Source organism: Bradyrhizobium sp. 604_D8_N2_3, assembly GCF_051810765.1.
In the GTDB taxonomy this organism is placed as follows: Bacteria; Pseudomonadota; Alphaproteobacteria; order Rhizobiales; family Xanthobacteraceae; genus Bradyrhizobium; species Bradyrhizobium barranii.
Map to the genome: position 1 here is coordinate 7,269,516 of NZ_JBPWPM010000001.1, position 13,374 is coordinate 7,282,889.

Genomic DNA, 13,374 nt, shown 5'->3' on the forward strand with positions numbered 1-13,374 from the left:
TCAAACGGAGCATCTTCATGCGCACTCATTCGATCGCAGCAATTCCGGCCGACGGCATCGGCCCCGAGGTCATCTCGGCCGGCGTCCGCGTGCTGGAGGCTCTGGCAAAACGCAGCGGCGACCTCGCCTTCAACGTCAAGACGTTCGACTGGGGCTCGGACTATTACAAGAAGCACGGCGTGATGATGCCGGCCGACGGGCTCACCGAATTGAAGAAGTTCGACGCGATCTATTTCGGCGCAGTCGGTGCGCCCGACGTGCCCGATCACATCACGCTGTGGGGCCTGCGCCTGCCGATCTGCCAGGGCTTTGATCAATACGCCAATGTGCGGCCGACCAAGATCCTGCCCGGCGTCGCCTCGCCGTTGCGCAATGTCGGCATTGGCGATCTCGACTGGGTGATCGTGCGCGAGAACTCGGAAGGCGAATATGCCGGCATGGGCGGCCGTGCCCACAAGGGCCTGCCGGAAGAGGTCGGCACCGAGGTCGCGGTGTTCACCCGCGTCGGCGTCACCCGCATCATGCGCTACGCCTTCCAGCTCGCGCAGTCGCGGCCGCGCAAATTCCTGACCGTGGTGACCAAGTCGAACGCGCAGCGCCATGGCATGGTGATGTGGGACGAGATCGCAGCCGAAGTCGCGACCGAATTCCCCGATGTGACCTGGGACAAGATGCTGGTCGACGCCATGACGGTGCGCATGACGCTGCATCCGAAGAGCCTCGACACGATCGTTGCGACCAACCTCCACGCCGACATCCTCTCCGATCTTGCCGGCGCACTCGCCGGCAGCCTCGGCGTCGCGCCGACCGGCAACATCGACCCGCAGCGCCGCTTCCCCTCGATGTTCGAGCCGATCCACGGCTCTGCGTTCGACATCACCGGCAAGGGCATCGCCAACCCGGTCGCGACCTTCTGGACCGGTGCCCAGATGCTGGAGCATCTCGGCGAGAAGGACGCGGCAATACGGCTGATGTCGGCGGTCGAGCGCGTCTGCGCGGCCGGCGTGCTGACGCCCGATGTCGGCGGCAAGGCGACGACGAAGGAAGTCACGGACGCCGTTATCGACGCGATCCACGGGACGAACGTGTAATCGCTACCCGACGTCATGGCCGGGCTTGTCCCGGCCATGACGAGTTGTGGATCAACTACTTCCGCCCTTGCGGCGGAGGCGCCGGCGCCGCCATCGCGGCCACAGGCTCGGGCGGCGTCAGATGGCGCGGGACGATGATGGACTGGCCGGGGGTGAGGGTCGCGTTCTCCGCCAGCGAATTGCTCTGCGCCAGCGTCCACAGCGGCACGCGGCGGGCGGCGGCGATGCTCTCCATGGTGTCGCCCGCGCGCACCGGCACCCGCACGCCGCTGTCCCACAATTCCACCGGCGTGTTCGGCGGCACGAGATAGCGCAACGGTACCGCATCGGCCTGGCTCTGCGCGGGGATGCGTGGCAGCTGCGTCACCATCTCGATGATCTGGCGATGGATGTCGTCCGACTTCTCGATGTTGATGTGCGAGACGCGGCTGTTCTCCTTGAGGTCGTAGCTCGCGTAATGGCCCCGATAGCCGGGCACGGCCACGACGTCGCCGCCGCCGAGCACGCTGTCGGAGAGGAAGATGTTGATGAAGCGCTCGACATTGAGCGGCACGTCGCCGGTCGCATGCGCGGAATCGATGGCGATGACGAGGCTGATCCGGATGTTCTCCTTGGCCGCCATCTCGGAGATCACGACCGAGCACAGCCCGCCCATGGAGTGGCCGATCAGCACGATCGGCGCCGGGCTCTCCTTGTAGCTGGAGATGACACGATCGCCGATCCATCGGCAGATGGTGAATTCATAGACGTCGGCCGAGAAGCCGGCCTTCGTCAGCTTTTCGCTGAGCCGGTCCATGCCGGTCGAGAAGATCGGCCCCATGGCGCCGCGGAACAGGTAGATCTTTGGCGGCGGCAGCGGCTCGACCGGCGGAGCGGGAGGCGGCGGCGCAGCGGTCGTGACCGCGGGGCGCTTCGGCTTCGCAGGTGAGGCAGCGGCCATGCCGGTGCCTAGGGCGAGCAGCGCAACCGCTGCCAGCACGACTAGCCGCCTCAAATCGATCATCCGTCCAGCAGTCCCACCATGGGAGGCAAAGGCCTCCTCCGCGGGCTTAGTGACCACCGATTGGGTGGATTTTGGGGCACGGAACCGGGCCCGTGACGCCCGTCGGTCGAGGTTCTCATCCTGCCCCTTACATCCCCGGCATCAATTGAAGGGAATCCATGGCTGGGCTTCGCAGGTATCAAGGATCACCGAGCTCTGGACTCCCTTGTAGGCGTCATCGTCGAAAAAGACCGAATAGGCGGGGTGTCTGTCAGACGGACCAGCGCCCTGCCTCAGGCAGACGAAATACGCCCCCGGCCCGTGGTCAGTAGGGCGGACGGCGGATGTCTCGAGTCCCCCGGTCAGCTTGACTTCGGCGGCTGCCTTCCTGACGCCCTCCTGCACCGCCTTGGCACCAGGCGGACGCGGAGGATGATAGACAGGAGGCAAATTCCCGCTCGACGCGCATCCCGCCAGCAGCAGCGTCAAGATGGCGGACAAGGCCGCCAGAGAACTGCGGCGGCCGAAGACGGACCTTCGCTGGCCGCACGCCAACTCATATCGTGAATGCATCGCTTGTCCCCAGTGCCGCGCTCGCTGCGCGCCTCATCCCTGGGTCAGGACGAGATAGAGGCAGCCGGCGACCGTGGGCAGGAACGCGACCAGGGCCGTCATCCAGAAGCCGGGCTCGAGCATCGAGTCCTGGTCATCCCTCTCGTCGACTGCACGCCGATCTGCATTCGTCCGGCTCCACGCCTCATCGGCCGTGAACAGGGGAACGCTGCTCGCGCGCGCATCGTCGCGTGCTGCGCTTTGGCGCAAAGCGCGTTGGGAAAGGCGAGTTATTCCGGATGTCAGCATGTCATTGACTCTGATCGGCTACCAATATGTCGGGCTCGGATGTTGCGGGGCGCGCGGCCGCATCACTGTGTCAGCGCCTGATCTGAATTCGCTCCGGGCACAGGCGGCGGGGCCGGATTGTTGGCCGGGCTCTCCTTGGCGCCGGAATCGGTCCAGGCCGGCGGCAGGCCGAGCCCCTGCCCCGCGATGCCGGTGATGCAGGGAAACCGTCCGAACGCTTCGCAGGCGACGTATTTGGGTGCACCGCCGAGGCGCACGGGAATGCTGTCCATCGGCGGCAGCGCAGGGATGCCGCCGAACGGCGATTCTCCGGTCGTAACCAGTTTTGCGAAGTCCGTGCCGAAATCGGCGGCGAGATCGTAGGCATCGCCCTCATTGGCGACCCGCGGAGAGTTGGTAATCGAGTTGGCGCCGCGCGCCCAGACCATGGCCGCCTTCTGAAATCCTGCAAAATCGCGCGCCTCCGCCTCGACCGACAGGCTGCCGAGCCCGACCGGAAGCCTCGGCACCGGTACAGGCACGCCGGGCAGCGCAACGGTCTTGGCAATCGACAGGGCCTTCGATGCGCCGGAGGCGGTCGGGCTGGTCGGCGCGGCATGTGTCACGGTCGCCTGCACCGTGAGATCGGCATCGTCATCGGATGAGACGATACGGAAGCGCTCGCTCAAGCGGAGACACAGCTCGCGGCTGATGGCGTTCGCAACCAGGCGACGTTCCTTTTCGTTCAAGACGACATCCGTGCGCGCGGGAAAGACGGTCGATGCGATCCGGATCGTCTTCGCCGCCAGGACATCCTGCTTGTTCACGCGGATTTTCGATCGCGTCACCAGCCCGTTCGCTTCCGACATCCGGTCGTAGCTCCTGAGCGAGCCGGCCTGTTCGAGCGGCGCGGTCGCACACCCTCCGAGCGCAAGCGCGGCACCCATCAGGGCCGTCCGTGGAAAGCGCATGGTCCCATTCCCGCATCGGCAGTTTATTAGAGAGATCGCTCTAATAATCACTTCTCACGCCTCGCAACATCCGTCAACATAAATAGATGGAACTCTCTAATTTTGATTTTCTCGTGGCGAACCGTCGTGCTAAACGGGGCGAGTGTGAGTGGAGATGTCCGGTTTGAGGAAAGTCGACCCCGTTAAGCATGAGCAGAAGCGCGGGGAAATCCTCGGCGCGGCGATCCGCTGCTTCATCCGGGACGGCTTCCGCGGCGCCAGCACGACAGATATCTGTACCGAAGCCGGCATCAGTCCGGGCCACCTCTATCACTACTTCGCGAGCAAGGAGGCGATCATCGAGGCGATGATCGACCTCGGTCTCGCGCGGTCGGCCGAGCGGTTTGAAAAGATTCTCGCGGCCACCGACGTGATCGAGGCACTGCTCGTCGATATCGAGGAAACCAGCCTGCGGTTTCGTCCCGCCCAGATCCTCAATCTGGATGGTCTCGCGGAGGCCGCCCGCAATCCTGAATTCGCTGCGATCATCGAACGCCACACCGCGGCGGTCCGCCGCATGTGGAGCGACTTCCTGCGCCGCGCGCAGCAGCAGGGACGGGTGGATCCTGGGTTAGATCCGGACGCGACGGCAAACATCCTGATCGCCCTCGTCGACGGATCCCGCGCCATGCCGATCCGCAATCCGAAGCTGGATATCAAGCAGAGCGTAGAGCATCTGAGAACGATGCTCGCGCGCTTCCTGAACCCGCCCGACGCACAGAGCGCTGCGATCAAGCCCCGCATTCAGAAGACCGGTCGTCCCCTGAAGCTGGTCAGGAAGCGATAGAGCCCGACCCTAGAGCGGCAGGAGCCGGTTCAGCAATTCCAGCAGCGTGCGCTGCTCGGCCGCGCTGAGCGGGACCAGCATCTTTTCGTTATAGGGCTCTGTCAGCCTTGCCCCCTCGGCAATGAGCTTTGCGCCCTTCGGCGTCAGCATCAGCTCGACGGCGCGACGATCCGCCTTCGAGCGGTTGCGCTTGATGAAGCCGGACGATTCGAGCTCGTTCAGGATCTTGATCAGGTTCGGCAGGCGCAGCCGAAGCAGGCTGGCGAGGCTGCTCGGCGGCACGCCGGGATTGTCACGAATGACGGCGAAGATCGCATAGGTCGCCGGCGTCAGGCCCAACGCGGCGAACTCCTCGTAAAAGCCTTCGAAAAACTTCAACTGCGCGAGGCGCAGCATGAAGCCGGGCGTCCGCCGGAGCGCGCGCAGGTCCAGCGATTTCTCCGGCTGCTGATCGGACTTCAACCCGGGTCTTACGGTTTTCGAACTCATGATCCTCAATCCGCGGCGGCCAAAGCCGAATTGACACTCTCAAAAATAGCTATAAAATATAACTATTATTTAGCGGCACCAAGACCGCGCATGGGAGGGACACAATGAACAGCAAATTCCTGCACAAATTGTGCATTTTGGCCTCGATGCTGGTTGCCGCGCCGGGCTTTGCCCAGGATGCCGTGAAGATCGGCATCCTGAACGACCAATCCGGTCCGTTCGCGAGCTATCAGGGGATCGGCTCGGTCGTCGCCGCAAAAATGGCGGTCGAGGATTATGGCGGCAAGGCCGCCGGCAAGCCTGTCGAGGTCGTCGCGGCCGACCATCAGAACAAGACCGACATCGGGATCGGCATCGCCAGACGCTGGTACGAGAATGACGGCGTCGACGCGATCTTCGACATCCCCAACTCGTCGATCGCGCTCGCTGTCGCCGGCATGAGCGCCGAGAAGAACAAGGTCTTCGTCGGATCGGGCGCTGGCACGGTTCTGTTGACCGGCGAAAAATGCACGCCCAACACCGTGCACTGGACCTACGACACCTATGCCTACGGGCGCGGCCTCGGCAAGGCGATCGTGCAGCAGGGCGGCAAGAAGTGGTTCTTCATCACCGCCGACTACGCGTTCGGTCACGATCTGGAGAAGCAGGCCGCGGAGGCCGTGAAAGCGTCCGGCGGCGAGGTGCTCGGCAGCGTGCGGCATCCGCTGGGAACGGCTGACTACGCCTCCTTCCTGCTCCAGGCCCAGGCTTCGGGCGCGAACGTCGTCGGCTTCGCCAATGCCGGCGACGATACCATCACCTCGATGAAGCAGGCCGCCGAGTTCGGGCTGACCAAGGACCACAAGCTGGTCGGATTGATCCTGGGGATGAACGGCCTTCCCTCACTCGGACTGAAGTTTGCGCAGAGCGCGCAGATCATGAACCCGTTCTACTGGGATCTGAACGACGGCACGCGGGCTTTCGCCAAACGCTTCGCCGAGCGCATTCCCTCGAAGGCTTATCCCAACGACATGCAGGCCGGCGTCTATGCCTCGGTCATTCACTACCTCAAGGCGGTCGACAAGGTCGGCGGCGCCAAGGACGGCAAGGCCGTCGTCACCGCGATGAAGGAGATGCCGACGGACGATCCGCTGTTCGGCAAGGGCTACATCCGCAAGGACGGACGCAAGATCCACCCGCTCTATTTGCTCCAGGTCAAGGCGCCCGAGGAGTCGAATTCGGCCTGGGACCTGCTGAAGGTCGTCGCCACGATCAAGGGCGAGGACGCATTCCGCGCGGAGAGCGAAGGCAAGTGTCCGCTGACCACGCAATAACGGCCGGGAGCTGACCATGAGCGGCATTGCATCCAGTCCGATCGACCCGTTCGCGCCTGACTTCCTGATGGACCCCTATCCCGCCTATGAAGCGCTGCGCGCGCTCGGGCCTGCGTTCGCGCTGGAGCGGTATGGCGTGTGGGCCATGGCAGGCTATGCCGAAGTCGAGCCGGCCCTGAAGGACTGGAAGACGTTCATCAGCGGCGAGGGTGTCGGGCTTCACGGGATGAATCCTGCCCTGCCGAAACCGCTGACACTCCAGATCGATCCTCCCGATCATGACAAGGGCCGCCGCGTCCTCGGCCGCACCCTGTCACCGGGCGTCGCAAGGAAGCTGCGCGAGACGTTTCAGCTAGAAGCGGAGAAGAAGGTCTCGGAGCTGATCGACAAGGGCACCTTCGATGCCGTGGCCGATCTTGCGGAGGCCTATCCCATGAAAGTGTTTCCGGATGCGATCGGCATCCGGCCTGACGGCCGCGAGAAGCTGCTGGCCTGGAGCACGTTCGTGTTCGACAGCTTTGGCCCGGAGAACGTAATGCTGGCCGCATCGCGCAAGGCGGGCCTCGCCGCTCAGAGCTGGATCATGGAATGCTGCGCCCGGGACGCGTTGCAGCCCGACGGGCTGGGCATGATGATCTACCAGGCGGCCGACGACGGCGAGATCACCGAGCACGAAGCAACGCACCTGGTGCGGCCGTTCCTCACCGCCGGGATCGACACCACCGTCAATGGCATCGGGAATACCCTGCTGGCACTCGCCACGCATCCGGATGAATATCGCAAGCTGCACCACAAGCCGGAACTGGCGCGCAACGCCTTCGAGGAGGGGTTACGCTACGACTCACCGGTGCAGACGTTCTTTCGCACCACCTCGCGCGACGTCGAGATCGGCGACGGCGTGATCCCCGCGCACCGCAAGGTGCTGCTGTTCATGGCCTCCGCCAACCGCGATCCGGCGCGCTGGGACAAACCCGACCGCTTCGATGTCGAACGGAGTGCGACCGGACATGTCGGCTTCGGCGCCGGCATTCACGCCTGTGTCGGCCAGATGATTGCACGTCTGGAAGGCGAATTGATCTTCGGCGAGCTTGCAAGGCGCGTGAAGACCATCGAGCTCACGGCAGAGCCGAAACGCAGGCTCAACAATTCCCTGCGCGGACTGGAGAGCATCCCGGTCCGCGTGACCGCCGCTTAGGCGGCATCACGCGGTGCTGCGGGCGCGACGCGCCCTCAGTTCCTGGCCGGCGCCGTTGCCGCCGCGGAGCGTGCCTGCCGCGGGGCCCTGGGTGCGCCGGGTTCGGCGACCGGACCTGCCGGGGCGCGCGAGCGCAAGATGGCGGCGTCGATCTCGCCGATGACGCGGCGCTGGATCGCCTCGTTCTTGTCGATCGAGATGTGGCCGACGCCGGTGCCGCGGACGTCGACATTGTCGAGCTTGCCGCGGAGACCAGCCGCAGCGCGCACAGGCTCGCCGGGACCGTCGCCGATATAGATGTTGATGTAGCGTTCGGCGCCGGTCGACAGCCTGGTCTTGAATACGGAATCGAGGCCGATCGCTAGCTTCACGGGCACGCCGAGCTGGTTGAGCTTGGCGATCATGTCGGGCAGCGCGGTCGCGCCGGAGGAATGGCCGACCAGGACAATGGTCTTGACCCGACCGGCCCTGTAGTTGGCCGCGGCCTCATCAGCGAGCGAGGACCAGGACACGAAGTTCGCGACGGTCACCTGGACGCCCTGCGCCTGGAGGCGGGAGCCGATCGTATCGAGCCCGAGCGAGAAGATGTTGAGCACGCCGCGGAGCAGGTAGACATGGGTGGTCGCGGCCGCGGACTGGCTCGGCGCCGCCCTGGCGGTGGACGGGCTAATGGCAACAGCTGACAGCAGGAGCAGGCAGATCGCCCACACACGGAGGGCGGGCAACTGGCTGGCGCCGGCGGTGTGACGGCCGTTCGGTCTCATCTCGATGTTTTCCCTGGGGACGATACGCTTTGCGATTGGCCGGAATCGTAGCCACGGCCTGCTCGCAGACGCAACAAAGAGGCGCGTGAGCGGCAATCTTAGCCACAAGCCGTGACCCTCGCGCAACACTTGCCCGGAACCTGCCACCGAAGGGACTGTTTTGAGACCATTTTTCTCCGGCCAATTGCGGCCGGGCAAGTGCATTCCTATTTCAGGGCTCCGCTGACCTCCTCCCGGACGGTTCCAGCCTCCCCTCCCCAGTCTTTACCTTTCAGCCCTGCGGCCATCATGTCCTCCATCATTTCCGTCGCCAATTTGTCGAAGACCTATGGGTCCGGCTTCAAGGCGCTCAAGAACGTCAATCTCGACATCAAGCGCGGCGAGATTTTCGCGCTGCTCGGCCCCAACGGCGCCGGCAAGACCACGCTGATCTCGATCATCTGCGGCATCGCCAACCCAAGCGAAGGCACGGTCCTCGTCGGCGGCGAGAACATCCAGACCTCGTACCGCAAGGCCCGCTCGCTGATCGGCCTCGTGCCCCAGGAATTGCACACCGACGCCTTCGAGAGCGTGTGGGCGACGGTGAGCTTCTCCCGCGGCCTGTTCGGCAAGCCGAAGAACCCCGCCCATATCGAGAAGGTGCTGAAGGACCTCTCGCTCTGGGACAAGAAGGACAACAAGATCATCACGCTCTCCGGCGGCATGAAGCGCCGCGTGATGATCGCGAAGGCGCTGTCGCACGAGCCGCAGATCCTGTTCCTGGACGAGCCGACCGCCGGCGTCGACGTCGAGCTGCGCAAGGGCATGTGGGAGGTGGTGCGCACCCTGCAGCAATCCGGCGTCACCATCATCCTGACCACGCATTACATCGAGGAAGCCGAGGAGATGGCCGACCGCATCGGCGTCATCAACAAGGGCGAGATCGTGCTGGTCGAGGACAAGGCGACGTTGATGGAGAAGCTCGGCAAGAAGCGGTTGACGCTGCATCTGCAGGGCAAGGTCACGACGCTGCCGGACAGCCTCAGCCATTACGAACTCGACGTCTGCGACGGCGGCGCGACGCTCGTCTACGACTACGACACCAAGGGCGAGCGCACCGGCATCACCAGCCTGCTCAGCGACCTCCGCAACGCCGGCATCCGCTTCAACGATCTCGACACGACGCAATCGTCGCTCGAGGACATCTTCGTCGACCTCGTGAGGACGTCATGAATCATCGCGCCATCCGCGCCATCTATCTGTTCGAAATGGCGCGCACCTGGCGTACGCTGCTGCAAAGCATCGTCTCGCCTGTCGTCTCGACCTCGCTCTATTTCGTGGTGTTCGGTGCCGCGATCGGCTCGCGCATCAGCCAGGTCGAGGGCGTCAGCTACGGCACCTTCATCGTGCCGGGCCTGATCATGCTCTCGGTGCTGACACAGAGCATCGCCAACGCTTCCTTCGGCATCTACTTTCCGAAATTCACCGGCACGATCTACGAAATCCTGTCAGCGCCAATTTCCTATGGCGAGATCGTGCTCGGCTATGTCGGCGCCGCCGCGACGAAGTCGATCATTCTCGGCCTGATCATTCTCGCCACTGCCGGCCTGTTCGTGCCGCTGCACATCCATCATCCGGTCTGGATGCTGACCTTCCTGGTGCTGACGGCAGTGACGTTCAGCCTGTTCGGCTTCATCATCGGCATCTGGGCCGACGGCTTCGAAAAGCTCCAGATGATCCCGATGCTGGTGGTGACGCCGCTGACCTTCCTCGGCGGCAGCTTCTATTCCATCGACATGCTGCCGGCAGGCTGGCGCACCGTGGCGCTGCTGAACCCGGTCGTCTATCTGATCTCGGGCTTCCGCTGGAGCTTCTACGAGATTGCGGATGTCAGCGTGTCCGTCAGCATCTGCATGACGACGGCGTTCCTGGTGATCTGCCTCGCCGTGATCTGGTGGATTTTCCGCACGGGCTACCGGCTGAAGAACTGACCGCAGATCCGTAGCCCGGATGGAGCGCAGCGAAATCCGGGACGAGCGTCACCTCACGCACCAGCGGCCCCGGATTGCGCTTCGCTCCATCCGGGCTACGGCGCTACCTCACCTGTAGCAGTGGAAGCGATGGTAGCCGTCATAGTAGCCGCGGCAGCGGTAATGGCGGTGATGCGGAATGCCGAACACGCCCTCCACCGCACCCACGGCCCCTCCAACACCGGCGCCGACCGCGCCGCCAACGACGCCACCGACAGGCCCGGCAATCCGGTTGCCTTCATAGGAGCCCTCCTGGGCGCCGCGCACGATGCCCTGGGCGTGGCCGGCTTGCGGCAGCGACAACAGCGCGAGCAGGATGGCGGTGGCTGCGAACAGCAGGCGGACGGGCAAACCGGCCGGCAATTGCGCGGCGGCGATACGGGCTTTGTTCATCTTCGGTCCCAAGGGAATTAAAGGGGAGAGGGCAGCGGAAGCCGCCCGTCGAGGGCAGCCACAATCAACGCCTGAAGCGGCCGAATGGTTGCGCCTTTGTGACGAATTGTCGGCGTTGTGACTGCTTGGCACGCTCGCGAAAATGTCAGCGCCACCGCCAGCCACGCGGCACAAAGCGGCCTTGCTTACGCCCGGCATCGCGTTAACGATGGAGGGGCAGCCCGCTGGAACGAAAGCCGGATTGCAGGCATATTGCACGCCGGGGGACGGAGAGCCGCGGCGCCTAGCGTGAACAGGCCGGAGGCCAGAACTCAAATGCGTTTCCAGATGCGTTCTTTTTTCATCGCTTTTTCCTCATTGATGTTTTTGAGCGCGGGCACCGCGCAGGCCAAGGTCGAGATCACCGTCGACAAGGACAATCAGCAGATGACCGTCGCCGTCGACGGCGTCGCGCGCTATCACTGGCCGGTGTCGACCGGCATCCCCTCGCGCGAAACGCCGGGCGGCGCCTTCCGCGCCTTCCGCATGGAAGAGGATCACTACTCCAAGGAATTCGACGACGCGCCGATGCCGCACGCGATCTTCTTCACCAAGGTCGGGCACGCCATCCACGGCACCGACTCGGTCGGCCGCCTCGGCTCGCCGGCGTCGCACGGCTGCGTGCGACTGTCGCGCCAGAATGCCTCGACGCTCTATGCGCTGGTGCAGCAGCAGGGCGTGCTCAACACCACGGTGACGCTGACCGGCTCGGCCCAGGTGGCTCTGGCCCGCAACCCGCGCGGCCGCAACCCCACAGCAGTGGCCCGCGCGCCGCAGCCGGCCGAAGAGCAGTACGCCACTTCAGGCGATCCCGTGAATCTCGCACCGCCGGCGCAGCCCGCCCGCCGCTACATGCCGCAGGACGACAATTACATCTACCCGGCCGACGGCAGCGACACCGGCACGCGCTATCCCGCGCCGCGCTCGGCCAGCCGTCCGCTCTATGACGCACAGGTCTACCAACAGCAGCAGCCGCAGCAGTACTACAATCAAGGCTACGGCCAGCAGGGCTACTATCAGCCACAGCCCCGGCAATACTATCAGCCGCGCGGTTACTATCAGAACTGACGCTACCGGAACGCGGCGTTGCCGCGTTCGACGATCTTTCGCGCAGCATCGACGAAGGCGCGCGCGACCGGCTCGAGGATCTCGGGCCCGGTCGCGGCGAGATCATCCGACGGCGTATGAAACGTCCGATGGCGCCCGGCCATGCCGAGGAAATTGGCGTAGCCCGCCGCATGCACGTCGCGCAGCTCACCGACCGCCTGCTTCTCCGTCACCAGACGCTTGGCCTCGACTTTTGCAAAAGCCTCGTCGGTCAGCGCGACGGCGGATTTGCTCAGCACGAGATAACGCTCTTGCTCGGGCCGATCGGTGCGCGCGCCTTCCGCGAAGGCATAGCAGGCGTTCGACGAACCGAAATGAATCCACGCCAGCGTGTCCTTCGGTGCCGGCGCTCCGTGCTTCAAAAACAGCTCCATGCCGCCATGGCCGATCTCGTGGCCGGCGGTGGCGATGAACACAAGATGCGCCGGCCATTTCTCGGCGGCGACGGTGCGCGCCAGCGCGAGAAAATTGGCGATGCCGGGGCCGCGCTCGCAGACGCACGAGTACCAGCCGGTCATCGGCGTGGAGACGACGATGACCGGCCCACGGCCGGCCCCGATCTCGGCGATGACGTTGCGGCCAACAACATCGCGCTCGTAATGGCCCTTGACGTCAAAGGTCACAGGCGCACCTGAGGCGAGCGCGCGCTCGAACACCGCTCGCGACGCCGCGCCGACCACGATCACCGGCACGGGCCAGGGTGCATCCTCCTGCGTGACGTTATAGGCGAAGCGGTCGTCGGCGGGATTGCCGATCATCAGCAGGATGGCCGCCGGCTTCCTTGCCGCGGCTTCCTCGATCGCCGCACGATGGGTCGGCCCCAGATAGGCGCCCCGATCGAACGGCAGATCGAGCAGAAGGATCCTGCCGGTAACATCGCCGTCGCGCGCGAGCGGCGCGGCGAGATGGAAGCTGGCCTTGTCCTCCGGCGGCCACCAGAATGGCGTCGCCTCGACAGAGATGCCGGCGGCTTCGGCGCTGGCCCGCTCGACGACATATTGCCGCCCGAGCACGACGGGCTGGAAGCTGATTTCGAAACCCGCCTGCTTCATCTCGCCGGCGATCCAGTCGGCCGTCGCGCGATCGCCCGCCGAGCTGAAGCGGTGCAGACCGAAGGACGCATAGCGCGCCACATCTTCGTAGAGGCTCGCACCCGAGAGCACATCCTTGGCTAGCGCCTGTCCGACCATGAGAATCGCCATCGTTGCGATGAAGATAAGCCGCATATGAATGGCTCCCTTTTTTGAGAGCCAGTTTCCGCCTTCCCCGGCCGCCGTCAAGCACCTGTCGACCACGAAGCTGGACGAACCGGGCGAAGATTTCATAAGCTCCTCTTTTCACTTGGGCTGCGAACC

At 64.5% G+C, this 13,374-nt stretch carries 14 protein-coding genes; 7 read left to right on the plus strand and 7 right to left on the minus strand.

The genetic code is table 11. The features are described 5' to 3' along the window. Positions 1–17: 17 nt before the first annotated feature. Positions 18–1,091 (plus strand): tartrate dehydrogenase, encoded by a 1,074-nt coding sequence (locus AB7245_RS34875; RefSeq protein ID WP_085399506.1) that lies wholly within the window; start codon positions 18–20, stop codon positions 1,089–1,091. Positions 1,092–1,146: 55 nt separating this feature from the next. Here the strand turns inward: AB7245_RS34875 and AB7245_RS34880 are convergent, their stop codons facing one another. The 3 genes from AB7245_RS34880 to AB7245_RS34890 form a co-directional block, all read right to left on the minus strand. Then, positions 1,147–2,094 (minus strand): LysM peptidoglycan-binding domain-containing protein, encoded by a 948-nt coding sequence (locus AB7245_RS34880; protein ID WP_085399507.1) that lies wholly within the window; start codon positions 2,092–2,094, stop codon positions 1,147–1,149. Positions 2,095–2,679: 585 nt separating this feature from the next. After that, complete coding sequence (locus AB7245_RS34885; protein ID WP_085399508.1) at positions 2,680–2,934, minus strand: hypothetical protein; 255 nt, start codon at positions 2,932–2,934, stop codon at positions 2,680–2,682. Positions 2,935–2,996: 62 nt separating this feature from the next. Further along, a complete protein-coding gene (locus tag AB7245_RS34890) occupies positions 2,997–3,860 on the minus strand; it encodes a DUF3313 domain-containing protein (RefSeq protein WP_439035776.1) in 864 nt (287 codons plus the stop codon). Between the two features lie 178 nt (positions 3,861–4,038). Between AB7245_RS34890 and AB7245_RS34895 the strand changes: the two genes are divergently transcribed. Next, positions 4,039–4,710 carry a TetR/AcrR family transcriptional regulator gene (locus tag AB7245_RS34895; RefSeq protein ID WP_085399510.1) on the plus strand — a complete coding sequence of 224 codons (672 nt, stop codon included), beginning with the start codon at positions 4,039–4,041 and terminating at the stop codon, positions 4,708–4,710. 9 nt (positions 4,711–4,719) lie between these two features. On the opposite strand, the gene AB7245_RS34900 is transcribed toward AB7245_RS34895, so the two are convergent. Next, complete coding sequence (locus AB7245_RS34900; protein ID WP_085399511.1) at positions 4,720–5,199, minus strand: MarR family winged helix-turn-helix transcriptional regulator; 480 nt, start codon at positions 5,197–5,199, stop codon at positions 4,720–4,722. Between the two features lie 104 nt (positions 5,200–5,303). Between AB7245_RS34900 and AB7245_RS34905 the strand changes: the two genes are divergently transcribed. Together AB7245_RS34905 and AB7245_RS34910 are read left to right on the plus strand one after the other, a co-directional pair. Further along, positions 5,304–6,512 carry an ABC transporter substrate-binding protein gene (locus tag AB7245_RS34905; RefSeq protein WP_085399512.1) on the plus strand — a complete coding sequence of 403 codons (1,209 nt, stop codon included), beginning with the start codon at positions 5,304–5,306 and terminating at the stop codon, positions 6,510–6,512. A gap of 16 nt (positions 6,513–6,528) precedes the next feature. After that, a complete protein-coding gene (locus tag AB7245_RS34910) occupies positions 6,529–7,707 on the plus strand; it encodes a cytochrome P450 (RefSeq protein WP_085399513.1) in 1,179 nt (392 codons plus the stop codon). Between the two features lie 35 nt (positions 7,708–7,742). Here the strand turns inward: AB7245_RS34910 and AB7245_RS34915 are convergent, their stop codons facing one another. After that, positions 7,743–8,471, minus strand: coding sequence for a hypothetical protein (locus tag AB7245_RS34915; protein ID WP_085399514.1), 729 nt, complete (start codon positions 8,469–8,471; stop codon positions 7,743–7,745). Positions 8,472–8,759: 288 nt separating this feature from the next. Between AB7245_RS34915 and AB7245_RS34920 the strand changes: the two genes are divergently transcribed. Beyond that, on the plus strand, positions 8,760–9,683 hold the full coding sequence (locus tag AB7245_RS34920) for an ABC transporter ATP-binding protein (protein ID WP_028147643.1): 924 nt from the start codon (positions 8,760–8,762) through the stop codon (positions 9,681–9,683). Beyond that, a complete protein-coding gene (locus AB7245_RS34925; RefSeq protein ID WP_028147642.1) occupies positions 9,680–10,441 on the plus strand; it encodes an ABC transporter permease in 762 nt (253 codons plus the stop codon). The genes AB7245_RS34920 and AB7245_RS34925 overlap by 4 nt, the downstream gene beginning before the upstream one ends. 108 nt (positions 10,442–10,549) lie before the next feature. On the opposite strand, the gene AB7245_RS34930 is transcribed toward AB7245_RS34925, so the two are convergent. Next, complete coding sequence (locus AB7245_RS34930; RefSeq protein WP_085399515.1) at positions 10,550–10,873, minus strand: hypothetical protein; 324 nt, start codon at positions 10,871–10,873, stop codon at positions 10,550–10,552. A gap of 327 nt (positions 10,874–11,200) precedes the next feature. Here AB7245_RS34930 and AB7245_RS34935 point away from each other — a divergent pair, with 327 nt between their 5' ends. Further along, a complete protein-coding gene (locus AB7245_RS34935) occupies positions 11,201–11,980 on the plus strand; it encodes a L,D-transpeptidase (protein ID WP_085399528.1) in 780 nt (259 codons plus the stop codon). A gap of 2 nt (positions 11,981–11,982) precedes the next feature. On the opposite strand, the gene AB7245_RS34940 is transcribed toward AB7245_RS34935, so the two are convergent. Next, positions 11,983–13,245 carry a hypothetical protein gene (locus AB7245_RS34940; protein ID WP_085399516.1) on the minus strand — a complete coding sequence of 421 codons (1,263 nt, stop codon included), beginning with the start codon at positions 13,243–13,245 and terminating at the stop codon, positions 11,983–11,985. Between the last annotated feature and the right edge of the window lie 129 nt (positions 13,246–13,374).

What these genes read in the sequence shown, in the direction of transcription:
- AB7245_RS34915 (WP_085399514.1), bottom strand. Translation starts at nt 8,471, where the DNA reads ATGAGACCGAACGGCCGTCACACCGCCGGCGCCAGCCAGTTGCCCGCC.
- AB7245_RS34935 (WP_085399528.1), top strand. Translation starts at nt 11,201, where the DNA reads ATGCGTTCTTTTTTCATCGCTTTTTCCTCATTGATGTTTTTGAGCGCG.
- AB7245_RS34885 (WP_085399508.1), bottom strand. Translation starts at nt 2,934, where the DNA reads ATGCTGACATCCGGAATAACTCGCCTTTCCCAACGCGCTTTGCGCCAA.
- AB7245_RS34930 (WP_085399515.1), bottom strand. Translation starts at nt 10,873, where the DNA reads ATGAACAAAGCCCGTATCGCCGCCGCGCAATTGCCGGCCGGTTTGCCC.
- AB7245_RS34890 (WP_439035776.1), bottom strand. Translation starts at nt 3,860, where the DNA reads ATGGGTGCCGCGCTTGCGCTCGGAGGGTGTGCGACCGCGCCGCTCGAA.
- AB7245_RS34875 (WP_085399506.1), top strand. Translation starts at nt 18, where the DNA reads ATGCGCACTCATTCGATCGCAGCAATTCCGGCCGACGGCATCGGCCCC.
- AB7245_RS34920 (WP_028147643.1), top strand. Translation starts at nt 8,760, where the DNA reads ATGTCCTCCATCATTTCCGTCGCCAATTTGTCGAAGACCTATGGGTCC.
- AB7245_RS34895 (WP_085399510.1), top strand. Translation starts at nt 4,039, where the DNA reads ATGTCCGGTTTGAGGAAAGTCGACCCCGTTAAGCATGAGCAGAAGCGC.
- AB7245_RS34925 (WP_028147642.1), top strand. Translation starts at nt 9,680, where the DNA reads ATGAATCATCGCGCCATCCGCGCCATCTATCTGTTCGAAATGGCGCGC.
- AB7245_RS34900 (WP_085399511.1), bottom strand. Translation starts at nt 5,199, where the DNA reads ATGAGTTCGAAAACCGTAAGACCCGGGTTGAAGTCCGATCAGCAGCCG.
- AB7245_RS34880 (WP_085399507.1), bottom strand. Translation starts at nt 2,094, where the DNA reads ATGATCGATTTGAGGCGGCTAGTCGTGCTGGCAGCGGTTGCGCTGCTC.
- AB7245_RS34910 (WP_085399513.1), top strand. Translation starts at nt 6,529, where the DNA reads ATGAGCGGCATTGCATCCAGTCCGATCGACCCGTTCGCGCCTGACTTC.
- AB7245_RS34940 (WP_085399516.1), bottom strand. Translation starts at nt 13,245, where the DNA reads ATGCGGCTTATCTTCATCGCAACGATGGCGATTCTCATGGTCGGACAG.
- AB7245_RS34905 (WP_085399512.1), top strand. Translation starts at nt 5,304, where the DNA reads ATGAACAGCAAATTCCTGCACAAATTGTGCATTTTGGCCTCGATGCTG.